19 protein-coding genes and 2 tRNA genes are annotated in these 25,199 nt (G+C 36.2%); 3 read left to right on the forward strand and 18 right to left on the reverse strand.

What is annotated here, in order from left to right; all coding sequences use genetic code 11:
- Positions 1-250: 250 nt before the first annotated feature.
- The 3 genes from ACR1PO_RS14090 (at position 251) to ACR1PO_RS14100 (ending at position 5,479) form a co-directional block, all read left to right on the forward strand.
- Complete coding sequence (locus ACR1PO_RS14090; RefSeq protein WP_433987156.1) at positions 251-1,297, forward strand: AraC family transcriptional regulator; 1,047 nt, start codon at positions 251-253, stop codon at positions 1,295-1,297.
- A gap of 135 nt (positions 1,298-1,432) precedes the next feature.
- Positions 1,433-4,279: a TonB-dependent receptor gene (locus ACR1PO_RS14095; RefSeq protein ID WP_433987157.1), complete on the forward strand. Its 2,847-nt coding sequence runs from the start codon at positions 1,433-1,435 to the stop codon at positions 4,277-4,279.
- 18 nt (positions 4,280-4,297) lie between these two features.
- Positions 4,298-5,479 (forward strand): phosphatidylinositol-specific phospholipase C domain-containing protein, encoded by a 1,182-nt coding sequence (locus ACR1PO_RS14100; RefSeq protein ID WP_433987158.1) that lies wholly within the window; start codon positions 4,298-4,300, stop codon positions 5,477-5,479.
- 63 nt (positions 5,480-5,542) lie between these two features.
- Here the strand turns inward: ACR1PO_RS14100 and ACR1PO_RS14105 are convergent.
- The 18 genes from ACR1PO_RS14105 to ACR1PO_RS14190 form a co-directional block, all read right to left on the reverse strand.
- Positions 5,543-5,616 (reverse strand) — tRNA-Asp (locus ACR1PO_RS14105).
- 275 nt (positions 5,617-5,891) lie between these two features.
- Entirely contained in the window at positions 5,892-7,052 is a 1,161-nt protein-coding gene (locus ACR1PO_RS14110) for a DegT/DnrJ/EryC1/StrS family aminotransferase (protein ID WP_433987159.1), read from the reverse strand.
- 4 nt (positions 7,053-7,056) lie between these two features.
- The gene (locus ACR1PO_RS14115; RefSeq protein WP_332385979.1) at positions 7,057-7,659 is read right to left on the reverse strand and encodes an acetyltransferase; all 603 of its coding nucleotides are present in this window, start codon (positions 7,657-7,659) and stop codon (positions 7,057-7,059) included.
- Between the two features lie 18 nt (positions 7,660-7,677).
- Positions 7,678-8,283, reverse strand: coding sequence for a sugar transferase (locus tag ACR1PO_RS14120; RefSeq protein WP_433987160.1), 606 nt, complete (start codon positions 8,281-8,283; stop codon positions 7,678-7,680).
- A complete protein-coding gene (locus ACR1PO_RS14125) occupies positions 8,276-9,442 on the reverse strand; it encodes a glycosyltransferase family 4 protein (protein WP_433987161.1) in 1,167 nt (388 codons plus the stop codon). Before ACR1PO_RS14125 ends, ACR1PO_RS14120 begins: the two co-directional genes overlap by 8 nt.
- Before the next feature lie 5 nt (positions 9,443-9,447).
- The gene (locus ACR1PO_RS14130) at positions 9,448-10,770 is read right to left on the reverse strand and encodes a polysaccharide pyruvyl transferase family protein (protein WP_332385981.1); all 1,323 of its coding nucleotides are present in this window, start codon (positions 10,768-10,770) and stop codon (positions 9,448-9,450) included.
- Between the two features lies 1 nt (position 10,771).
- A complete protein-coding gene (locus ACR1PO_RS14135; protein ID WP_332385982.1) occupies positions 10,772-11,683 on the reverse strand; it encodes a glycosyltransferase family 2 protein in 912 nt (303 codons plus the stop codon).
- Positions 11,680-12,846, reverse strand: coding sequence for a glycosyltransferase family 4 protein (locus ACR1PO_RS14140; protein WP_433987162.1), 1,167 nt, complete (start codon positions 12,844-12,846; stop codon positions 11,680-11,682). The genes ACR1PO_RS14135 and ACR1PO_RS14140 overlap by 4 nt, the downstream gene beginning before the upstream one ends.
- Before the next feature lie 343 nt (positions 12,847-13,189).
- Positions 13,190-14,215 carry an ATP-grasp domain-containing protein gene (locus ACR1PO_RS14145; protein ID WP_433987163.1) on the reverse strand — a complete coding sequence of 342 codons (1,026 nt, stop codon included), beginning with the start codon at positions 14,213-14,215 and terminating at the stop codon, positions 13,190-13,192.
- A 1-nt stretch (position 14,216) separates the two neighbouring features.
- Positions 14,217-14,801, reverse strand: a complete 585-nt coding sequence (locus ACR1PO_RS14150) for an acyltransferase (protein WP_433987164.1) — start codon at positions 14,799-14,801, stop codon at positions 14,217-14,219.
- Entirely contained in the window at positions 14,782-16,029 is a 1,248-nt protein-coding gene (locus tag ACR1PO_RS14155) for an oligosaccharide flippase family protein (protein WP_433987165.1), read from the reverse strand. The genes ACR1PO_RS14150 and ACR1PO_RS14155 overlap by 20 nt, the downstream gene beginning before the upstream one ends.
- Complete coding sequence (locus tag ACR1PO_RS14160) at positions 16,029-17,126, reverse strand: right-handed parallel beta-helix repeat-containing protein (protein ID WP_433987166.1); 1,098 nt, start codon at positions 17,124-17,126, stop codon at positions 16,029-16,031. The genes ACR1PO_RS14155 and ACR1PO_RS14160 overlap by 1 nt, the downstream gene beginning before the upstream one ends.
- The gene (locus ACR1PO_RS14165; protein ID WP_433987167.1) at positions 17,123-18,142 is read right to left on the reverse strand and encodes a hypothetical protein; all 1,020 of its coding nucleotides are present in this window, start codon (positions 18,140-18,142) and stop codon (positions 17,123-17,125) included. Before ACR1PO_RS14165 ends, ACR1PO_RS14160 begins: the two co-directional genes overlap by 4 nt.
- 484 nt (positions 18,143-18,626) lie before the next feature.
- Positions 18,627-19,919 carry a nucleotide sugar dehydrogenase gene (locus ACR1PO_RS14170; RefSeq protein WP_433987168.1) on the reverse strand — a complete coding sequence of 431 codons (1,293 nt, stop codon included), beginning with the start codon at positions 19,917-19,919 and terminating at the stop codon, positions 18,627-18,629.
- A 21-nt stretch (positions 19,920-19,940) separates the two neighbouring features.
- Entirely contained in the window at positions 19,941-20,909 is a 969-nt protein-coding gene (locus tag ACR1PO_RS14175) for an SDR family oxidoreductase (RefSeq protein WP_433987169.1), read from the reverse strand.
- Between the two features lie 2 nt (positions 20,910-20,911).
- Complete coding sequence (locus ACR1PO_RS14180; RefSeq protein WP_433987170.1) at positions 20,912-23,251, reverse strand: GumC family protein; 2,340 nt, start codon at positions 23,249-23,251, stop codon at positions 20,912-20,914.
- 3 nt (positions 23,252-23,254) lie between these two features.
- Entirely contained in the window at positions 23,255-23,965 is a 711-nt protein-coding gene (locus tag ACR1PO_RS14185) for a polysaccharide biosynthesis/export family protein (RefSeq protein ID WP_332385994.1), read from the reverse strand.
- Positions 23,966-25,086: 1,121 nt separating this feature from the next.
- Positions 25,087-25,160: transfer RNA gene (locus ACR1PO_RS14190), tRNA-Asp, on the reverse strand.
- Between the last annotated feature and the right edge of the window lie 39 nt (positions 25,161-25,199).

The raw sequence follows: 25,199 nt of genomic DNA on the forward strand, positions 1-25,199 counted from the left end.
TAAAACGGTAAACATCTGATGCCCTCTCATTCAGCCCCGGCAAGCTGTCTTCAAAAACCGGCTATCTTATTTGTAATAGTAAATCCAATATACAACCTGCACCCAATAGAAAATAAATAAAAACTGAAAAATCACCGAAGCTGATCAGAATTCATCCTTAGCCGCGATTCTGCTTATGACCTGATATTTAATAATTTGTTAAAGATACCATGCTCATATTATCTATAATTTTGGCAAAATATCAGTTATCATGCTATACATCATTATGGTAGTTGTACTACAGGCACTTATCACTCTTACCCTGCTTATGTCCCTTATCAGAAACAGAGAATCTGTACTGAATATGCTTCTTCTTTATATTGGAGTGGTTACACTGGATATGGGATATGAATATTTTATCATTCAAAGGTTCGGCTATGAATCTGTTCTGTATGAAATTCCCGGAAGTCTCCGTGTTTTCAAAGGTCTTATTTTCCTTTACATCACCACCCATTTAATTCATGCAAAATGGAGAGATAAACTTAAGTACCTCATTGTTCCGTTAACGCTGGTCGTTATTCATCATGCTATTGCGATTTCTGCAAAGATGCTTGACCTTTCCTGGGCTGACCTGGCTATCAGTTCCTATAAATCTTATTTTGTCTACTACAGTTATTACTGGCTTACCAGCCTTATTTTATGTATTTATTTACTGACAAAATACCGCAAAAATATTACTCATCCTGCAGCAGGTAATTTCCGTTATCTGGTTTGTTATGTATTACTGGGTGTGCTGGTATTCTGGGCAGTTTATAAGCTGGGCTGGAATACTTTGATCTATCAGAAAATCTACAGTCTCCTGTTTCTTTTTCAGTTCGGGTGGATTTTGTACGTTTATATTGTAACGTACCAGCATAAGCCGCAACAGCAAAATACAGCCAATCTTTCTGCTCCCAGAGAAACCTATCTGTATAAAGATCTTTCAAAAATTGATTTTGACGCGGTACAAAATGCCATTATCTCTTTCTACCAGGAGAGTCATGATTATCTGGATGAGGAATTTACTTTAGACCAGCTTTCCGGCCATCTGAAAATAAGCAAGGCAGATCTAAGCATCACTTTTAATAAGTATCTTCATTCCAATTTTCACGAATACACCAACAGACACCGTATTCAGCACTTTAAGCAAATCTTACAGGAAGATCCTTCGGCCAGTGTAACAGATCTTGCATTTCAATGTGGTTTTAAGTCAAAGTCTACCTTTTATAAATATTTTAAAATGGAGTTTGACTGTCTTCCTTCTCAGCTTGTTCATTAGTTACAATTATTTAACATTAGCAACTCACTGGTTTACAATGCAGTTCACCTCGAACTCGAGAGAAACAGTTGGATAAAATTTAAATGAACCAAAACTTTTGCAGGAGCCGGCATCTTTGCATCAAACTTTATAAGGATGTCACAAGAAAGACTTTTTTTAACAAAAGCAGCATTTTTTCTTCTTGGGCCTTTGGCCTTTGCACAAACTACCGTTCACGGAACAGTAGTAGACAGCCAGGGAAATCTTCCCAATGCCCTGGTTTATATTGAAAACAGCGGACAGAAAGTAACTTCCGATACTGATGGTTCCTTTGTTCTTAATAATGTTTATGACGGCAGTTATAAACTTGTTGTAGAATATAAAGGATATGACAGTGTTTATATTCCTTTCACCGTAACGGATAAAAAGGAAGTGAATATCGGATTGATTAAATTCGGAGCTAAATTCAAAGAGAACAATCTTCAGGAGGTAGTTGTCACCAGTGTATACAAAGCATCACAGGCCAGAGCGATTACCATGAAAAAAAATTCCAACACCATTACGGAGGTACTTTCTGCCGATGCCATCGGGAAACTGCCGGACCGTAATGCTGCGGATGCCGTACAGCGGATGCAGGGAGTATCTATTGAAAGGGATATGGGTGAAGGACGCTTTGTAGCGGTAAGAGGTACACCTATACAATGGACTGCTTCTACCCTGAATGGAAACAGAATGCCAAGTGCCAGCGGTGATAATGCCAACCGGGGTATTCAGATGGATATCTTTCCCTCGGAACTTATTCAGAATGTACGTCTATCTAAGGCTCTTACTCCTGACCTTGACGGTGATGCCATTGGCGGAAATGTGGATTTTATCACGAAAACTTCCCCCAACAAAGAAACACTTGCCATCAGTATGGCTTCAGGCTACGTCAACATGTCCAAATCCCCCGCCTACAATACTTCCATCGTCTACGGAAATAAAATCACTGATAAGCTGAAATTCATTACCTCAGCAGTGATCTGGGAGCGTTCTACAGCTATAGATCAGATGAGAAATATTTACAATTATGGACTGAAAGATAAAACCGCTTCTTATTCTATCAACCAGTTACAGCTTCGTGATTATCTGGCGAACCGTAGAACTTTGGGATTCAATTTAGGATTGGATTATGAGATAGACAGCAGAAATAAATTATATGCAAAAGGCTTATACAGCCAATATAAAGACGGCCAGTCCGTAAGGGAAACCTATTTCAACTTTGACAGTAAAAATGTGCTGCTTCAGGCCCGTCATGCAGATTATCTTACTGATTTATATTCTATGCAGCTGGGAGGAAATCACCAGGTGGGACAGCGTATGCAGGTGGATTGGTCTTTGTCTAAGGCGCGTTCTGAGTTTAAATTTAACTCTCCGGACAACCTTGACCCTTATGAAAGAGGATATCCTATGGTGAATTTTATACAGCCAATGACCTATGGAAATTTATCTGCTGACGGAAGAAAGTATATGGCAATGGATGCGCCGGACGGGATCGGGGATACGGGAAGATATACCCTGCCCTATAACCAGCAGGTTATCTCAGCAGATAAGCTCAGACTTAACCAGATTATCCTGAGCCAGAACCGCAACAGTGAAACGGATCTTAGAGGACAAGTTGATATTAAATATAAAGTTACCAATAATTTTGAGCTAAAAATCGGAACAAAATACAACAACAAAAATAAAATTGTGAACAGTTCCCTGCTTGTCTGGATGCCTAAGTCATCATTGGGAATTCCCGGCGCTCCGGTCACTTATCTGAATCAGCTTGAGCGTGAAAATTTCCCATATAAAGGAGGTTTCATGAATCCTTTAGGTAATCCTTATAATGCTGTGATCATTGATCAGATAACAAACGGACAGATTGATCTGATGTACAGCCCAGCCACACAAAACAGCTTAGGACTGATGCAGGTGAGCAGTAAGGAAAGCAACTCCAATATTACCAGCTCCTACAAAGGTACTGAAAACGTATGGGCAGCTTATCTGATGGGAACCTGGAAAATTTCAGATCAGATCCAGGTATTGGGAGGATTCAGAAATGAATATAATGACGTTACCTTCTGGGGTAAAAAAGTAGTTTCTGATAAAAACAACAAAACCGAAGATATTAAAGACACAAAAACCTACAACGTAGTCCTGCCAATGATAAATATGAAATGGAATATCAGCAGTGACCGCATTCTGAGGCTGGCTTATACCCGATCTTTTGCAAGACCAGATTTCAATGACCTGAATCCCGGAACCATTGTGAATGATATTACCAATACCATTACCCAGGGAAATACCCGGCTTGATCCTACATTTTCAAATAATTTTGATCTTATGTTTGAGAATTACTTCGGAAAACTGGATCTGATAACAGCCGGGGTATTTTATAAGGATATCACCAATCTTATCTATAAAGACCAGTCTGTGGCAGATCTTGCAGGAAGAACCTATACATTCACAGCCCCTAAAAACCTGGAAGGAGCAAAGCTTTTTGGTTTTGAGTTCGGGATATCCAAACGTTTTGAAAACCTGCCCGGCTTCCTGAAAAATATTGGCTTTGAAGGAAATTACACGTATATCTCTTCCAAAATGAATATGCCGGTCTATGAAAACGGGCAGCAGACAGGAACCATGACGACCACTATTCCTAATCAGGCCAAACATATTTTCAATACCATTCTCTTCTATGAAACGAGTAAGCTTATGGTCCGCCTGGCCGGAAATTATAAAGGAAACTATGTAAGTGAAATCAGGGCGGCTGCAGGTGCAGACCATTATCAGTATTTTGATAAAAACTTTACGGTAGATCTTTCCACTTCTTACAGCCTTACAAAGAAAGTCCGCCTTTTTATTGAGCTTAACAATATCTTCAATGAACCCAACCGCTATTATATGGGCACTAAAGACCGCGTAGAAAATATTTCTTACTCAGGAATACGCGGACAGCTGGGATTCAATTTCAATTTTTAATTAAAAATTTTTATTCATATGAAAAAGTATATATATGGAGCTGCATTTTGTATGACAGCACTTGTACAGGCACAGGATAAATGCCAGGATATAAGAATCAACCAGCTGCAGGTTGTAGGAACGCATAATTCATACGCCCAGCCGGCAGATCCCAGAGTACTGGAACTGGTGACTCCAATTATCAACGGGATGATGCAGAAATACAGCAGTATGATGTCTGAGGAACAAAAAGCCAGGTTTAAAGAATATCATCCCTACGGAATGGATTTGAAAGAAGGGCTAAATTATAATCATCCCGGCTTCACAGAGCAGCTCAATGCCAACCTGAGAGGGCTGGAAATAGATGTTTATTATGATCCGGAAGGCAGCAGATTCAGCCATCCTGCAACGTATGAGATGCTAAAAGCTAAAGGATTAAATGACCTGGCTCTATTGAATAGCAAGGGACTGGATCAGCCGGGATTCAAAGTACTCCATATGGCAGACATCGACTTCAGGACACACTACCCTACTTTAAAAGATGCCCTTATCGCTCTTAAAACATGGTCTGACCAGCATCCCGGACACACCCCCGTTTTTATGATGATTGAAGCCAAAGACTCCGGTTTCCCCATTCTTGAAAACAGTACAAAAGTTCTTCCATTTGATAAAAAAGCTTATGATGAACTGGATGAAGAAATTGTAAAATATCTGGGAAAGGATAAGATTATCACCCCAAAGGAAGTGCAGGGTAATTTCAAAACGCTGAAAGAAGCTGTTACCCACAACAACTGGCCAAAGCTTAATGACAGTAAGGGAAAATTCATTTTTATGCTGCTTCCCGGAAGCGCCGGAACTCTTTCTTCCAAAAATAATCCTTATTTAATTGATGGCTCATTAAAGGAAAGAATTATGTTCCTTAACAGTGAACCGGATGATTCTTTTGCTGGATTCATATTAAGGGATAATGCTATTGTAAGACAGAAAGAGATACAGAATCTGGTAAAACAAGGTTATATGGTAAGAACCAGATCTGATATTGAAACGTACGAAGCCAAAACCAACGATTTTACAAGATCCAAAGCAGCTTTCAGCAGTGGTGCCCAGATTATTTCCACCGATTTTTTCCGCTCTGGAAACAGCTATGGAACATCCTATTTTGTACAGCCTCCTCAGGGAAAAGCTTATCTTAATAATCCTTTAAATTCTTCCTGCAGATAAATATCAAGATTCTGACGAATCTCTTATTACAAAAAAAGTCTTCTATTTCTAGAAGACTTTTCGCGATCCGGACGGGACTCGAACCCGCGACCTCCGCCGTGACAGGGCGGCATTCTAACCAGCTGAACTACCGGATCAATTAAAAATTGTTGTTTTTAACTGGCGCAAATATATAGCTTTTTTTAAATTTTCCAAAGAAACAGATTTCTTTTCTTTCAAAGCTATCTGTAAAATACACATTTTCAAATATAAAAATTTAAGATATATCTGCTATTAAATACCCTTTTACCAAATTTTACTTAGAAAATTCAAGAAAGCCGATTATAAAAACACACACAAAATCAACATTCTTGTTACTTTAAATTCTAAGATGATAAGTTCTTCGTACTATGTAAGGATATTCTTTTTGTTCTTATCCTAAAACTGAATGTTCTTTTTTATTTGGAAATACCTCGATCATAACTTTTTCAATTCTTTCTCTCTCCTCATCAGATAAATTAGATCCTGAAGGCAGACACAGGCTGTTTTCGAAAAGAGTTTCGGCTACTTTTCCTCCATAGTATGGTGCATCTTCAAATACAGGCTGCAAATGCATCGGCTTCCAGATAGGTCTGGATTCGATATTATCTTCCAGAAATGCCAAACGTAAATCTTCACGGGATTTTGATGTTTTTGTTCCGTCTATTGTAATGACAGACAACCAATGATTACTGTAAAAATCAGAGTTTGGTTCCGAAAGTAATTCAACCCCTTCTATTTTTTTACAAACTTCAGCGTAAAAATCGTGCATTTTTCTGCGCCCTTCTACTCTTTCTTTCAATACTTCCATCTGCCCACGCCCAATACCGGCACTGATATTACTCATTCTATAGTTATACCCGATATGTGAATGCTGATAATGTGGAGCTTCATCTCTGGCCTGTGTGGAAAGAAATACAATTTTATCCTTATCTTCCTGGGAATGGCATACCAGAGCCCCGCCTCCAGATGTCGTAATTATTTTATTACCATTGAATGATAAAATACCAAAACGTCCAAAAGTACCACATGCCTTTCCTTTATACTGAGAGCCTAATGATTCTGCAGCATCTTCAATTAAGGGAATGTCGTATTCTGCAGCAATTGATAAAATTTCATCCATTTTCGCCGGCATCCCATAGAGATTGACAACAATAATAGCTTTTGGTTTTTTACCTTTTGCAATTCTGTCCTCTATGGCCTCCTTCAACGCTGCCGGGCACATGTTCCAGGTATCTTTTTCAGAATCTATAAACACGGGAGTAGCTCCTAAATAAACAATAGGATTGGCAGAAGCTGAGAATGTCATAGACTGACATATTACTTCGTCACCATAACCAACATTGCATTCCACTAAAGCCAGATGCAAAGCAGCAGTTCCTGAGGAAAGTGCAGCTACTTTAATTTTTTCATTTAAGAATTTCTCCAAATCCTTTTCAAAGCCATCAACATTTGGTCCTAAAGGTGCGATCCAATTGGCGTCAAACGCTTCATTAATATACTTTAATTCATTTCCTCCCATATGGGGGGAGGACAACCATACTCTTGATTTCATAATCTTAAATTTTTAAACTTCTACTTTTTATTATTCTTCCGGGATTGCCTACAACAGTACAGCCATCCGGTATATCACTGATAATAACCGCTCCGGCTCCAATGGTGCACCATTTCCCGATTGTTATACCCTGTATTACACTGGCTCCGATTCCTATGTGGGTTCCTTCCCCTACATATACATTGCCTCCCAATGCCGCATTTGGAGAGATGTGCACAAAATCTTCAAGGATACAATCATGGTCAATTGAGGCATTTGTATTGATGATACAGTGTTTTCCTATTCTTACTAATACATTAATAGTAGCACCGGGCATCACGATAGTCCCTTCCCCTATCTTTACTCTTTTGGATACAATTGCTTTAGGATGGGAAAGTGTAACATAATTGAACAGCTCTCCCTGCTCAACTATTCTTTTCCGTATCTTGTTGTTCCCTATAGAAATAACGACATCTATGCCATGTGATGGAACCTCGTTAAGAACAGGATAGTTTAATACCTTCTCTTTCATTAAATTTTCATCAATAAAAGCCTCAATATTATAACCACTCTCTTCAGCCACTTCAGCCACAACCTTACCATGACCACTTGCTCCGTATAAATACATGCTTGTCTACTTTTTTAATTAATTATTCCCTTTAAAAGCTTCTACTGTAGCTTGATCTACCTGGTTTATTCCTTCTCTTATCATTACTTTTTTTATCGTAAGAAGGATCACCTTACAATCTATTGCCAAAGACAGATTATCCACATACCATACATCCAGCTCAAATTTCTTTGTCCAGGAGATTGCATTTCTTCCGTTCACCTGCGCCCAACCTGTAATCCCGGGACGTACCGTATGCCTGCGCCTCTGAGTTTCGTTATATAAAGGCAGATATTGCGGCAACAAAGGGCGTGGTCCTATAATTGCCATATCTCCTTTCAATACATTGATCAATTGCGGAAGTTCATCCAGAGAAGTTTTCCGTATGAAACTTCCTACAGGCGTTAAGCGTTCCACATCTGGCAAATAATTTCCATTAGTGTCTTTTTTATCATTCATAGTCTTAAACTTAATGATATTGAATATCTTTTCATTTAATCCCGGTCTTGCCTGAACAAAAAACGGTTTACCCTGATTGGCAAAGTACAATAAGACCATTACAATTATAAAAATGGGTGCCAGCATGATAAGCGCTGTTAACGCTATCAAAAAATCCAAAAGCCGTTTCAAAAAAAACTTATACACGATATTCTCTCTCTTTAATCAATTTGTTGTATTCGCTTAATATAGCATTCCAGATCACAGACTGCTCGAACCTATCTTCAATCATTGGCCGGGCATTCTTTTTTAATGCCTCATAAAAATCTCTGTCTGAGATCATTCTTTCCATTTCTTTTTGAAGCCTTTCACTATCTTTTACCGGAATGATTACTCCATTCTGGTTTTCTATAATAATTTCATTGCATCCGTTGATATCAGAAACAATACTTGGCAATTCCATTGCTCCGGCCTGCATCACCACATTGGGGAATCCTTCACGATAACTGGGAAAGACCAATGCATCAGAAATCGCAAAATAAGGGCGCACATCTTTTTGAAATCCTACAGAGATGACATCCCGGTTAGTTTCAATTTCTTTTAACGTATCCGGAGATAGCGGATCCAATTCCTGTTCCAATGGACCAACCAGTAATAATTTTGAACGCTGCCGGTTTTCGTTTTTATTTAAAGCTGAAAAAGCTTTTATCAGTTCATTAATTCCCTTATCTCCTACCAAACGTCCCACAAAGACAAAAACAAAATCCGAGTTTTCTATTTTTAATTCTTTTTTCAGTAGAATTTTCTGATCTTCTGAAACTTGTTCAGGCGAAAAGTAATTCAGATCAATTCCATTTACATTTCCGTTAGCAATTACTTTTAAGGGTTTTGACGTTATTTTGTAATCAATCAAATCCTTTTTAACGCCATGACCTTCAGGATAAATATGGGTAGCAGACCTGCAAAGCAACCGGTCCATTCCTATAAGCAGTTTCTGTACAACACCTTTTCTGGTAGGAAAAATAAGTCCGGTAAAGGTATGAATCCGGATAGGAACACCGGCAATTTTACCTGCCAGCATAGTCAAAAGACCAGCTTTAGGAGTAATAGAATGTACAATAACCGGTTTTTCTTTTTTTAAAATCCTATATAGCCGGTAGAGAGAGGCAAGATCTTTAACGGGGCTGATTCCTCTTTCCATGTCTACACCAATAGTCTGTATTCCTTCCCTTTGCCTTACTTCGTCAAGCAACTGACCTTCAGAAGAAATCCCTACGATTTCATAGAATTCGCTTAAGAATTTCAATTGTCCTTTCAACAATACGTTTAAAGACAGTGGTATGGTTGATGTCCGAATAATTTTCATATCAATTAATATAGAGATTGAATATCTTTTATTAATCTGTTTCTACTCTCTGTAACCAATCTCATAGACTGATCCAGCTTTGATTTTATCTGATCGTATTCTGAAATAGCCTTATCAAACATTTTAATCAGCAGTTCCGGCTGTACATCCTGAATCTGAACAACATAATCATCAAGATTAAAATCTCCCATGATTCCCAAAGCTTTGTTACCTCCGTATCCTATAGCAATGGATGGTACCAGAGATGTTAATGAGAATATAATGGAATGAAAACGTGTACCCACGAAAAAGTAGAAGTTGGAATACACTGCTTTCAGCACATCGCATGATAGATTTTCATTAATCCAGATCATATTCGGATCCTGAACTATATTGAGCAGATCCCTGATTGCGTTACGGTCATCTTCATGGGAGTTAGGCCCCAAAGACTGATTACATAAGGCCACTTTATAACCTTTATCCAATAGGTGTTTTGTAAGTTTTGCCACAGAATCAATATATTTCTTGTACAAAACTTCCGGATTGGAAAGCCCTGGAAAACGCCAAGGACGAATCGTTATCCCAACAATTTTATCTTCTGCAGACAGATTATATTTCTGTAATATTTTTAATGCTTCATCCTGACTGCCTTTTTCCAGAAAAAATCCAAGGTCCATTTCTACAGGAATATTTTTTTCAAGTAACTGACCTAAGCTTTTTGCAGAAACATTTTCACGGGCGTATACCAGATCCAGCCTGTTGAATACAGAACGTACCTGCTGCTTCACAGTAAGTCCTATAAAAGGTCCGTATGAGTTGGGTAAAAAGACTACTTTTTTCCCCAATGCTTTAGCTAATCTTACATAGAACAGAAAATACCACATCAGGTAAGGCGCCGTTTTTTCTCCATAGGCATGAATAAAACCTCCTCCTTTTACAAAAATAGTTTTCGCATCGTGAAACTGTTTAACGGTCTGGTACGTTTTATCATCAAAGGATTTCTTTACTTTCTCAAGATCATTGCATATCTTAATTAAATATCTTGTATTTTTAAAATCTATACCGGCATTTCTGATCTGCTTTAAAAGTTCAAGCTTGGATTCTTTTATATGCTCATCAGATTTATGCTGTCCTCTGCGGGGGTGTTTCAGGATGTTATCCAATAGCTTAAAGCCATGCTCCTCAGATTGTTTACATAGTAATTCTCTTTCTTCAGCGTTCTCTCCTGCATCCAATATATATACCTCATCATAAAGCCCGGTATCTTTGGCCAATCTCCAGCTTTCCCAAACGAGAGCCTGGTCACCTTTATTTAAATCTGTTACTCCGGGTACTATTATAGCGTTCATTCTAATTTAATTTTCCTTGTTTAATCCTGTTCGTATTTTGCTTTACCTTATAGTTGATATAGACATTCAAGGCTATACCAAAAGGGATGGCAATGAATGTGTATAGCTTATTGGGTGAGCCCTTGAAAAAATTCCATTTCTTGGCAAAAAGGCTCGATGATATATAGTGTATTGAATTTTTCAGTATTACTTTTTTATTGATCCCATACTTCATTTTTACTTTTCTGTATTCCATGAATGAGTTGGGGCTGTTTTTATATCTTTTATACAGCCCATTGGACAGTCCGTCCTGCTGGTACTCTATAATACAGTATACTTCATCTGAAAGGAGAAATTTATAATCCTGATCAATCAGCGTAAATATCCAGCTTACTTCATGAAAGATTTCATTTTCAAAATATGGATATGGCAAATACTTTTTATAAACCTCTGTATCGAAGATGTATTTCTTATCTCCTTTAATTTTATAATAGTCTACCAGCTCTGAATAGGTAGATTCTTTGATATCCGGTAAATATTCTCCTGCCACACTACCGTCCTGGTAAGCATCCAAACCTATAATTCCCGCCGAATTGTTTTTTTTATTCGTCTTCCAGAACTTCAGTATTTTTTCTACAGCATCATGCGGCATATAATCATCAGAATCTATGCAGGTAAACAACTCTGTGTCAATATAATCCAAAGCCAATATCTGTGCCGCCAGCTTGCCTTTGTTCTTCTGATAATAATACTGGATATCAATCTTATTTTCTTCAATCCACATTTCAACTTGGGCACGTGTATTGTCACTTGAACCATCATCTACAATAATCCATTTAAAGTCTGAAGAACTTTGCCCGCATAAGGACTCATAAAGCCTGACAAGGGTTTTTGCCCTATTGAATGTCGGTGTAAAAACCGTTATTGCCTTCATATGTTCCCTAGCTTTTTAAAAATTTTATCAAACTCTTCTACCTGGTTTTTCTTATCATAATTATGAACAATAAGACTTTTCCCATTATCTGCGATGAATTGATACAGTTCTTTATCATTATAAAGTTTATGAATCGCATCATAATAATCATCCACGTGATTATGTGTAGCAATATACCCTGTAAAATTGTTCAGAATATAGTCTGTAACTCCTCCAACAGGGTTGGCAATAACAGGCATTCCAAATGCCAGAGCCTCCATAATGACACGTGGCAATCCTTCTGTATCAGAAGGGTGTATAAGGATATCACTGTTCTTAAAAATACTGTACGGATCTTTCTGATTAAGAAGAATCTCTATGTGGTCATCCAGCTTATATTGAGCAATATCATTTCTGATTTTCTTCAGAAAATTATCTGAAACCGGTGTATCATACACAGCTCCCATCAGAATCATTTTAAAGTTGATCTGGTTCTCTTTTAATTTCTTAGCCAGTGAAACAGATAGATCCTGACCTTTTGCTGGTAAAAAGCCCCCGCAATGCAAGATCACCATTGGATCGCCCTCTTTTCGTACTTCTCTTTCCTTTTTATACTGATCTACTTTGATTATATCAATAGCGTTAGGAACTACAAAAATTTTCTCCAAGGGCGCAAGACCACCTGTAAAAATAGCCTGCCTGGTAGACTGCGAAACCCCGATAAAATAATCAGAATTATATTTAAACATCAGCTTTTTAAGGAAGCCGATTGAATTATATGCAAACCAGCCTCTGGCAAAATAAGCAATCTTGTAATCTTTTCCTTTCTTTAAGATTGAGTTGGTTTTGATATTATTAACAATAACCACATCTGGTTTAAAAGTATTTTGAAATTTCTTAAACTCTTTCTGCAGCCTGATCCAGTCCAATAAAAACAAAATGATGTTTATACCTATTTTAAAAGGATTTTTTGAGCTAAAAATAGCAATAGGACTATCATTTTTCTTTAAAATATGTATCGGGATTTTATTGGCCTGTACATCTTCAACAAATTCACTGCAACTTCCCCAGAAATCTACAATTGCCGAATTATGCCCCTCTTCATTCAGTCGTCTTGCCAACTCTATAGTACTTTTACGAGCACCACCATGGATTTGAACGGCTTCAAGGAAAATTATATTCATTTTATATCACTTTCATTATTACTATATAATAAAAATTGAGTTATAAGTTTTTAAAGCTAACCTGATCAACAAAATAATTACAGTATTATCTCAGACTACGTCAGAATATATTGTCATTATTTTAATAAAAAAAGGATTTTTTTTCAGATCTGTGTGTTCAGTGACCAAATGCGACAAAGTAAATTTATCTTTAAAATAATATATTTATGCAAACAAATAATTACAATAATTATATTATGGATAAGTTTTTCACTATATATAACAAATATACAAAATTTTAATATGTCACAAACGTTTGAATCAAAGTTAACATTAATTTATAACTACTTTAAGATTATCAATCTTAAAAATTTTTTAAAAAACACTGTACGATTTCATATTCCAGATTGACCTTATCTTCATGCCATTTCAACTCAGCATCATAAAAGCCCTGGCAACGGTCATAGACAAACGGCTGAAAGCCATAGCTTATTTCTACCATCAAAGGTTTGTCTTCTGAGTCGAATATAAAATCATAGGCAACACTTACCATATTCAGCTTTTGGGCTGTCTTGAAAGCAATATCCACTGCTTCCAGATTAAAATCCCCAGGAGTAAACTCAAGCATCCCACTGCCTGAAGCCCTGAAATCATTATCTCTTGTATTTCTTTTCAGATAATAACATTTATCGCCAATTACAATAAGTCTTATATCATATTTCAGCCCCGGAATAAACTCCTGAAAATACACATAGTTTCTTTGCTTTGGAAAAACTTTGTATTGTTTATCTACAAATATTCCTTTAAATCCCCACTTGATAATTCTAAGAAAATTATGCCAGGTTTTCTGTCTTCCAAACCTTTCGATAGTATCGGTAAAGACAGCCCAAGAATCATAAGCAGCAAATCCTCCGTTAAATGCTTTATCTACAAGCTTTTTTGCCTGATGTTTTGTTTTCACCAGCTTTACATTAATCGAACCTGCACCTCCCTTCAGCTTAAAAACTTTAGGAAATGAAGTTTTTTCTATATAATTTACAGCTTCACTTTTATGGTAGAAAACATCCGCTTTTACAAGTGGTACGTCTAATGCTTCCAAAAGATATTTCTGTGCTACTTTATCGTCAAAGTGCCAGTAAGACTCTTCATTAGGATATGTTTTGACACCTATTTGGTTGATAGACCTGAACAACGATTTGGCATGCAGCATATCTTCAAAATAATTCTGATTAAAATGCCACATAAAGTGAGTTACCCTATTTTCTTTAATCTGTTTAACAATATCATTATCAAAAGCATTTACCAACAAATAAGGTATATTCTTTTCTTCCAAATATTCGATCCATCGGTCGGAAAAACTTCCTTTACGATGGTGTATTGCTACTTTCATTCTATTCATATTGTTTAATCACTTTAAACGAATCTGTTCCGTATATGCTTTTTGCAGGAACTTCCCCTTTTACAACACTTCCGGCCATAATCACAGATCCTTCTCTGATAATGGTTCCTCCCAGTATGGTTACATTTGATCCAATCCATACATTATCTTCCACAATGACCTGCTTTCCTTCATCAGCGATTGTAAGCCTGTCAATGGGATGATCCATGGCAAGGATATGTCCGTTCGAATCTATAATATTGGTATTAGCTGCAATCAGACAATTATTACCAATATGAATTTTTTTTACCGCATGAATGCATGTGCCATGTATTCTACAGTTTTCGCCAATAATGATCTCAGCCTGAGGTCTGTCTGCCAATAGTTTACAGGCAGAATGCATGTTGATGTGATATTTCTTTTTTGACGAGTTTATCAATGTATTTTTTCCTATTACTATTCTGGCATCGTGATGTTTAAAAATCACAGGCTTACCTTTAAAGTGCACTTTTCCTAAAAAATTAATTCCTTTTAATTTTTTATAATAACTGCTTAAAAACAGGTTAAGGAGCTTATTATTAATTTTTTGTAGTATCATTTTTCAACCATTTAAAAAACAGGCTTGAGCCTATTAAACATCGTACCAGGCTCAGACTGATCGCAGAACCAAAAATTGTGAAGTATCTGATCAGTGGGATGGTAATAAAAAAACCTATAACTGAAAAAATCAGAGTATTCTTCATCACTAATTTATCCTGACGATGAACAATAAAGTAATTAAGCCCGAAAATATTATACAGTGTATACCCAAACAGTCCTAATGACAGGATCGTTAGAATCCAAAAAGCATTTTCATAACTGATATGCAGATACCAGAAAATTAATTTATTGAAAATTAATACTCCGGCTATCATTACACTTATGGTAATCAGCATCATGTTCTTATACCAGTTAAATGCATCTTTCTTTCGATTAAGAAAAGGGAAAAACACGCGGGAAAGGATTTCAATTAATGTCACAATCAGATTTACCACAGTCAGAATAGCCTGATAAATCCCCACAAGCTTTGGAGTTCCCAAGATCCCCAGCAGGAATGTACTCGTATTGTTGTATAAAGTAGGAACAAACTGATTTATAAAAATCGGTGAATTGATTTTTATTGTCTTGACAATCAGTTTGTAAGGCAGAAAAATAAACTTCAGTTTGTATTTTTTTACAAGTAAATATTGTCCTACCAGACCTGCTCCAACATATCCTGCACTCTGCAGCAATGGATAAATCCAGAAATCACTTTCTTTTTTAATAAAAATAAAAACACATAATGTAAAAAAGAGTTTAATTCCTAGATTCAGATACGTAATATAGCGCATTTGCTCAATTCCCTGGAAAAACCATTCCGGAAACAATACATATCCTAACAGGAGTAAGCTTGTGTAAAAGTATATTTCTCTGTTTTCATAGAATGGCGGATACACATACACAGCAATACCAATGATAAGCCAAGAAAGAAGTAGGAAAAGCGCCTTAATTGTTAGAACCTTACTATAAATAATATTAAGTCTTTTCGGACTGTCTCTGTAAATAGCCACGTCACGGGTCGCTGTAATTCTGAAGCTGAAGTCCGTTAAAGATGTAAAGTAGGCAATAAGTGATGCTGAAAAAACAATGATTCCGTATTTTTCGAACCCTATTACTCTTAAAATATAAGGAAGGGTAACTAATGGCAACAACATTCCAACCAACTGCAGAGCAGATAGTGAAATAAAGTTCTCCAGCAAGGCTTTCTTATCTTTAGTATTGAAAATCTTCTTTATTTTATTGATCATTATTTCAGCGTAATCGTTTCTGCATTATTCTTTAATTTCTGACCATATCCCACCGCACTTCTGGAAGCCGGGCTCAGTTTTCCGAAATCCATCTTTACATTAACCTGGTGAGAAGCTCCTTTAAATGATCTGAATTTGGCAGTCGAATTATTTTGTGAAGAAAAGTTATTGATAATAATATTTCCGTTGAGCTGAGGAAATTGCGTATTGGGCTTATCTCTGGTAACAGCTAATCCAAGGCCTATTTTAGAACCGTTATCCTTAAAGTTGTTTATAGTAATTGAAATATCTTTCAGATTTTTCCCAACCATATTTCCTGGTGAAATAATGATTCCGTAGTTTCCGTTTTTTTCAGTTTCAATATTATTAAGTTTAATATTCTTGACATCATAGAAATTACTGTCTGGCTCTACATCTATTCCTGCCTGAGGATTTGTTCCTGTAGTACCGGCAATGTAAGCATTTTCCAACAGCAGATTACTTACTCCTCCGATTGTAATTCCGTTTCTGCGGTTATCTTTCAGGATGACATTCTTTATGGTAATTCCTGAAGAGCTAATGTTGTTTCGTCCTCCGATACATATCCCATCCCCCCAAAAGCTCTCAATATATGAGCCAACGATATTAACATTGGTGGATGATAGTATATAAATCCCCATCCCCCATTCTCCACTAGTGGAAAGATGTTTATGCTTATCTCCTGTTATAGAAGGGTAATACAGATCTACATTTTGGATACCAAAGAGATTAAGCATTCCATTTCTGTCTTTACTGTTAGGCTTCATGATCAGCTTTGAATTCTTCTGAAAAAGAATTTTCTGATTTGATTTTAATGCCAATCCATTTTCATTAATAAGAATCGGAAAATCAGGCATTATAATGACTGAATTCTCATTGATTCCTTGCTGTATATAAGAAGTATAATCTGTACCTCCATCTTTGGAGTATCCTTTTGGCAGATAGCCCGTAAGGTCTTTTGCATTTGCAAAATATTGGCTTTTAACCGTATCGAATCCTGAGAAACGGTCTCTAACATATTCCTGACAACTTCCCAAAAAACTAAGTAATACTAAACATAAGAAAATCACTTTTTTCATTTTGACAGATTTAATTTGTTAATCATTGTGAAAAATGGTATAAACACAACTAAGTTGATAAATAATGTAGCTGAAAGGGAACCAATATTGATCATCATTGATGTTGAACAGCCAAAAGCCAGAATGATATACAAGAAGAACAGAACTGGTGAACTGGTCGTGTAAGCTTTTGTTTCAAACCTAAAGGCTAAAATGGATAAAATAAATATATAGATATAAAAAAAATATTTTGAAAAATGATAAAGTCCGGCAACAGATACCGGTACAATCTGGTCTCTGGACCTACCTGCTCCGTAAATATGGTTATTAAATTTTATGTTGGTTTTATAGTTGTCATTGGAAAATTTTGATAATAGTGGAATATTTTGTGTAACATCGGAGATAAAATAATAATACTTATCAAATGGATTTACCATATTTTTTTGATAAGAATCATATCCTATAGCATAGTTGGCAACTCCACCGAAATAAGCATTCAGCTCGTGCAGACTGAAGAAGCCTCCTACGTCTGCCTTTTTTGTATTGCCGGAAAATTTTGTCAATGAAGCCAATAACAAAATAGCGACAAAGAAAACTGATGAGTAGGTAACCACTTTTCTTCTGTAATCCGGATAAAAATAAATAAGCAAAAGAACTAAAGGAAAAGAAGCATATACAATACTAAATCTGGAAACACCAATAATAATAGTTGCATTAATCAACACTACAAGTATTGAAAGCATCAGCTTTGTAATCTGCTTTATTTTAAAAGAATTTATAACGGAAAAGATGAAAAGAACAATATATGCCCGCATTACGGGAAACATAATACTTACCAACGGCGAAACACTTTCCAGATCTCCGGAAACTTTAAGCTTTAAATAAGTAGCAATGTCCCATACAAAACTTAATTTATGTAAGAAATTTCTGTTCGATGCAATAATCAGTATAAAAAGAAAAAACAATCCCGTTGTAACGGTATTGAGTGGTAAGAAGTCTAATTTCCCTCTCTTAGGCTTAACTTCTTTTGAAGACATACAAATATGGTAAGCAATCAAAATAAACAATAATTCAATGAGCATCATCGCTACCGCATAAGCTTCATTAATTGTAATGCTGCCAAATCTTAATTTATCACCGGTTATAAAAAGAAAGGGTATGATAATGTAACGGATAATCTGCTGAATTGTTATAATCCAGAAGATAAAATACGATTTTAGCTTTATAAAGATATTAGAAATAAGTAAGGTAAAAAAACCCAAGCCTATAGGCAGAAAATAAACATCCTGATAGGAAGTATTGCTTACTTTGCCATAGATAAAGAAACCTATAGAGAAAAACAAAAAACTTAAAGTGAATAAAACTAATTTATATGATTTATTTACCTCCATGCTCAATAGGATTCTTACTTCTTAATTTAAATAAATAGTATAATACGGTACAAAACATTTCAAACCGGACAAATCCGGAAAAGCGAAGAGGAAACACAGCATCATTCTGTTTTCTCTCTTCACTTATTTTTTATAATCTGGAATCACATTCCTCCAGCACTCCCTTCACATCATAAACAATTCCTCCCTCCTTCAGATAATTATTCAGGTTCAATCCCATGAATTCTTTGTGAGCAACTGTAAGAATAATTGCGTCAAATTTCTCTTCCGGAATTTCATTGACAACGGTAAGATTGTACTCATGTTTCACTTCTTCAGGTTTAGCCCACGGATCAAAAGTTGTAACATGTAGAGAATAATCTTCAAGCGCCTGAATAACGTCTACAGCCTTCGTATTACGTACATCCGGGCAATTCTCTTTAAACGTTATTCCTAAGTTCAATATTCTGGCTCCATTAATTGAGATCTTCTTTTTGATCATCGTTTTTACAAGCTGTGAAGCCACATATTGCCCCATAGAGTCATTAAGACGGCGTCCTGCCAATATAATCTCCGGATGATACCCATTCTCCTGGGCTTTCTGGGCCAGGTAATATGGATCTACTCCAATACAGTGGCCACCTACCAATCCTGGTTTGAACGGCAGAAAGTTCCATTTGGTTCCTGCCGCTTCCAATACCGCATGGGTATCAATTTCTAAGAGGTTGAAAATTTTAGCCAGCTCATTGACAAAAGCAATATTGATATCTCTCTGTGAGTTTTCAATTACTTTAGCCGCCTCTGCAATTTTGATCGTTGGAGCCAGGTGAGTTCCGGCTACAATCACAGATTTATATAAAGTATCTACCACTTTTCCGATTTCCGGTGTAGAACCTGATGTAACTTTCAGAATTTTCTCTACCGTGTGCTCCTTATCACCTGGATTGATTCTTTCCGGTGAGTATCCTGCATAGAAATCCTGATTGAATTTGAATCCTGAAACTTTTTCCAGAACAGGAATACATTCTTCTTCTGTAGCTCCCGGATATACCGTAGATTCATAGATAACAATGTCTCCTTTGGACAGTACCTTACCTACAGTTTCTGAAGATTTGTATAATGGAGTAAGATCCGGACGGTTATGCTTATCTACAGGGGTAGGAACTGTCACGATATAGATATTGGCATCCTTAATATCATTGATGTCTGCTGAGCAGTACAATCCCTTCTCTCCGTTCTGATTAAAAGGGCTCTGGTGTTTTAAAACCGCTTTCAGTACCTCGTTTTCTACTTCCAGAGTACTGTCAGTACCCGTATTTAATTCTTCAATCCTTTTCTGATTGATATCGAAACCTACAACCGGATATTTTGTTGCAAATAATCTTGCTAAAGGCAGACCTACATATCCTAATCCGATTACGGCAATTTTATATTGTTTTTCCACAAAGAATCAATTTAAGCTTGTTTATTTTAAATTTTCCCAATACCAGCTGATAGCTTCTTTTAATCCTTTTTCTATCGTATGGCTTGGCTTATAACCTAATAATTTTTCTGCTTTTTCAACAGATGCCAGAGAGTGAGGAATATCTCCTACACGGTTTGGACCATGAATAACCTCCACTTCACCAATCTTCTCATCGAATTCACTTAAATACTTTTTAAGATACCCCACCAGATCATTCAATGTGGTACGGTCTCCTACTGCTGTATTATAAACGGTATTTATTGCTTCGGGATTTTCAGTAAGCATAGCCAGCTCATTCATCTGAATAACATTATCAATGTAGGTGAAATCACGTGAATAATCCCCTGTTCCGTTTATTGTAGGAGATTCATGGTTGATTAACTGTTTTACAAACAAAGGAATTACAGCAGCATAAGCTCCGTTCGGGTCCTGTCTGCGACCGAATACATTAAAATATCTAAGGCCGATGCATTTCATGCCGTAAGTTTTCCCAAATACATCAGCATATAATTCATTGACATATTTAGTGATGGCATAAGGAGATAAAGGTCTTCCGATCACATCCTCCACTTTAGGCAATGATTCAGAATCTCCGTAAGTAGAAGATGAGGCAGCATATACAAAACGTTTTACGTTAGCATCCCGGGCTGCAACCAGCATGTTCAGAAATCCTGATACATTTACATCATTACTTGTGATAGGGTCCTTAATAGACCTTGGAACTGAACCGAGTGCTGCCTGGTGCAGAATATAATCTACATTTTGTACAGCTTCCCGACAAACTTCCAAATCACGGATATCCCCTTCAATGAGTTTATAATTTGGATTTTCAAGGAAAGGTTCAATATTATGACGGTGTCCTGTTGCAAAATTATCCAGGCACACCACGTAATAGCCTTTGTTTAAAAAATACTCTGTTAAGTTAGAGCCAATAAAACCCGCTCCACCTGTAATTAAAATTTTATTCATTTTTATGATTTGAAAATTTTACTCCACCAACTTTTCTTGGCTTTAGTCTGGCTGTATCCATAACCATAGCTATAGTTGTATCCATATCCGCCTGCACGTTTTGATACGTCATTAATTACAAAAGACACATTGGAAAGTTTTGAATCTCTTACCAGATCATTTGCAAAATCAATCAGGATATTTTTTGATACTCCTGACCTTACCACATATAATGTTGCATCTGCGGTATCAGCAATACTTAACGTGTCTGAAACCAGCATCAATGGTGCAGAGTCAATAATAATATAAGTATATTGAGAAGACATCTGCTCAATAAGCTTCTGGTAACGCCCGTTGGAAAGTAGTTCCTGAGGATTTGGAGGAATAGCTCCTGCATAGATAACATCACATGAAGGATTGGTCGTTGAAGTATGAATAAGCTCTTCCACTTTTACAGATTCATCATATAAAAATTCTGTAAGACCTTTTCTTTTAACAGGTTCATTATCATATCTCTGAATCTGGGGATTCCTGATATCAGATCCAATCAGAAGAGCTCTTGCGTTTTTATTTGCGATGGTAAGTGCGAGATTCACAGATACCAGGGTTTTTCCTTCTCCTTTCACGGAAGAAGTAACCATAATAACTTTAGCTGAATCCTTTACCGGTAATACAAATTTTAAATTGGAAACAAGAACCCTGAAAGCTTCTGCCAGTTCTGAAAAGTCGTTTTTCTGTACCAAATGATTCTCCGAATCTGTAAGTGAAGGAATATCTACTAATACACCTAATCCTGAACGCTCTTTAATATCTTCTCTGCTATAAATTTTATCATCCAGCAGGAATAATATATAGAAAACAGCAAACGGAATTAATATTCCAAGCAATACTGCCCCTGGAAGAATAATATCTTTTTTAGGTGATACTGCAGCATCTTCTGTGAATGCCGGATTTACGATTTTTGCTTTCGGAACATCTACAGAAAGATTGATTGCATTTTCCTCTCTTTTTTGAAGAAGGAATAGAAATAATTGTTCTTTAAGGTTTTGCTGACGTTCAATTCCTCTGTATACTTTAGATTGTCCGGGAACCTTTTCGATCATATTATTATTCGTATTGATCTGGTTCTGAAGCTGAGAAATACCTGTCTGGACCGTTTGCTTCTGCTCACGGATATTATCACGGATAACTTCCTTTAAAGAGGCAATTTCCCTGTTCATTTCTATAACAGCAGGGTTTTCATTGGTAGCCTGTTTAAGGGTTTTATTTCTACTGATGATTAATGAGTTATATTGAGCAATAGACTGTTCCAATGAAGGATTGAGCCCAAGATTGGATGGCATAAGCTGATTATTGCCTTTCGAAGCTTCTCCTGAAAGTGAATTCAAAAGATCAAGCTGAGCCTGCTGCTGAAGAAGGAGCTTGGTATTATCACTTGTATTCTGTAGTGCCAGTTCAGCTTGTGCCTGAAGGTCTACAATACGGTTACGGTTCTGAAAATCCTCTTTCTGATTTTCTACTCCTGAAAGATCTTTGGTAATTACTTCCAGCCTTTTGTCGATGAACACCTGTGTATTCTGAGCCTGTAGATTCTTATCTCTCTGTCCATCCAGGTTATACTGCCTGGTAACTTCATTAAGGATAGCTTCGGACTTTTCAGGAAGGGAACCTATAAGACTGATATCCATCAGCATAGCTTTCTCATCCGGTAAATTCACCTGAATCGTTTTTTCCAGCTTTTTTACTTTTTCAATAGGATTTGAAAAGACAATTTTGTAATCCGATTTCACAGTATAACCCGGATTTTTCTGGAATATCACTGTACCGAAATCTAACAGTACAGGAGTATTAAATTTACCCTTAACAACATTCTTTTTCTTCTCACTGTGAATGTTAAACTCATCTCCTTTTATATCTGTTAATGTATAAGCAGCGGAAACAAATTTTCCTTTCGTATAGCTTAATATCCTTGCAGTAATAGGTGCTTTGCTGAATAGCTGGGAATCTTTAATTTCTCCCGCACTGAAATATTCTACATTCAGATTTAAGTTCTTTACAACCTGCATCAATATAGGACGCGAATTCACTACAGCGGCTTCACTTTTCAGCTCATCGGCATTCCCTAGTCCAATTCCAAGATTATCAAGATCCGCAAGAGCTGAAGAAAGGTCGTTTTGTTTTTTATCAAATTTAAGGGTAGTTTTTGTCTGATACTTAGGGACACTGTACCTAAGATAAATGTAAGCAACCGCTACACATAGAATAATGGAGGCTATAAACCATGGCCATTTATATAAATACTGTGAAATGGTTTTCTTTAAATTTAATTTCTCCTCCTTGGGTTGAAGTTCTATCTGCTGCATATTTTATCGTCGTGTTAAAGCAATAATAAGTGTACCAGCTGTCAGTAAAGCACCAATGATCTGGAAAGTAAGGGCTCTGTTAGGGTTGGAGTTGGCTTGGACTTGTTTATTTTTGTCCGGCTGTACATACAATATGTCATTTTGCTTCATATAATAGTACGGCGAACTCACAATATCGGATCTGGTAAGGTCCACATTAACAATCTGGTCTGTTCCATCCTCCCCTGTACGGATAAGCTTTACATTGGTACGATCTCCGAAATCTGTCATATCACCTGCAAGCCCGAGTGCCTGAAAAATATTGATTTTTTGAGAAACACTTTCTTTCTGCCCCGGTTCCTTTACCTCTCCTAAAACACTTACATTGAAATTTTTAAGGGTAATGGTCACCAATGGATCAGTTAGATACCTCTTAAGACGGGATTCCAGCTCCTGTTTTAGCTGCACCTGTGTCATTCCTTTGGTATATATATTTCCTAAAACCGGAAAAGAAATATAGCCTTCTTCATTAACAAGGTATTCACTTGGTTGTACATATTGATTTATTCCTGTACCGCTTTCGCTCCCTACTTTATTTACAGTATTAAGATTAAAAGGTTTTACAGCAATTTCGTCAAGTGCAGATACAAGAATCAGGAGGACATCTCCTTCCTGAATATGTAAGCCCTGAAACTTGGCTTTTGCAACCTCCTCTTCCATATTATGCTTTGACATATATACCATGTTCTGCTTCGGTCTGCATGACAATAAAGTAACCGATAACAGTACTATATATGCAATAATAGTTTTATTCATATGTTATTATTCTTATCTACTTGTGTTATTATTTAGGTTTACAGATTGATTTCAATCTTATTTAAATATAATTACAGTAAAGCTTACCGTATCATTTAAACATTTTAAAGTGTACTTTAAATTCCCCATGTTGAAATCAATTCTTTCTCTAGCAATTTTCATTCCGTTTAAAAACAAAATGGCGAAATTATTATTTTAATATTATTTTTTTTATTTATTTAATTCCTTAATTTTAATTATATACTTCATTTTCAGACATTCCGTTATTCCTTGTTAATTAATGACTACAACAGTTATTTTCTTATAATTCATGAACTCAGTTTCCTCAATCAAACTCTGATATCATTATTTTCTTATGAGAGGGATTATTCTCATAGATTTTCCCGTAAAAAATCTGGTTGTGGTTCCGAAAAGAATATCAGAAATACTAAGAAAAAGAAAAAAAGAACAGAAAATAAATAAACAGGTTTATCCAATGCAAATTCTGATATAAGACTCAATCCCGGAAATACCACAAAAGCACTTACAGAAAACCACACAATTTTAGATAAATCAAAAGAAACAAAGTGTCTTATAATTCCCTTTTCTGTTTTGAGCAAGAGTACAAACAGAATAGTAACCGTTATCACAGAAAATATTTTTTCATTTTGATTTCCGATCAGATCAACTTTCATGTTCAGAGTATTCAGGAAAAAATATAGAACAGAAACAACTGAAACATCGATAAGAAAAGCCAGCCACTTAGGCATATACCTTAAGACTTTGATTTTAAAAATATTCCCCATATACAATAAATCTAAAATTCCATTTTCATTAATTCAACAACTGGTGGCTTTTATTATTGAGCGAAGGTAACAATTATTATTAATATTTTTAATGCTATATGTTAATTTTATTTAAAATATAAGCTTTGATATCGTAATGTTGTGAAAGTACATTTTGCAAAGTTTTCTTATTCGGGATTATAAAAACTCAACACAAAAAAAATACTGCAAAAATTATATTTTACAGTATTTTATACTACTTTGATATCATAGCTGCGATCCGGACGGGACTCGAACCCGCGACCTCCGCCGTGACAGGGCGGCATTCTAACCAGCTGAACTACCGGATCAATTTTTTAAAAAGAAATTGAGAAAACTTCCGCGATCCG

The sequence above is a fragment of the Chryseobacterium amylolyticum genome (genome assembly GCF_051011775.1).
Taxonomy (GTDB): Bacteria; Bacteroidota; Bacteroidia; order Flavobacteriales; family Weeksellaceae; genus Chryseobacterium.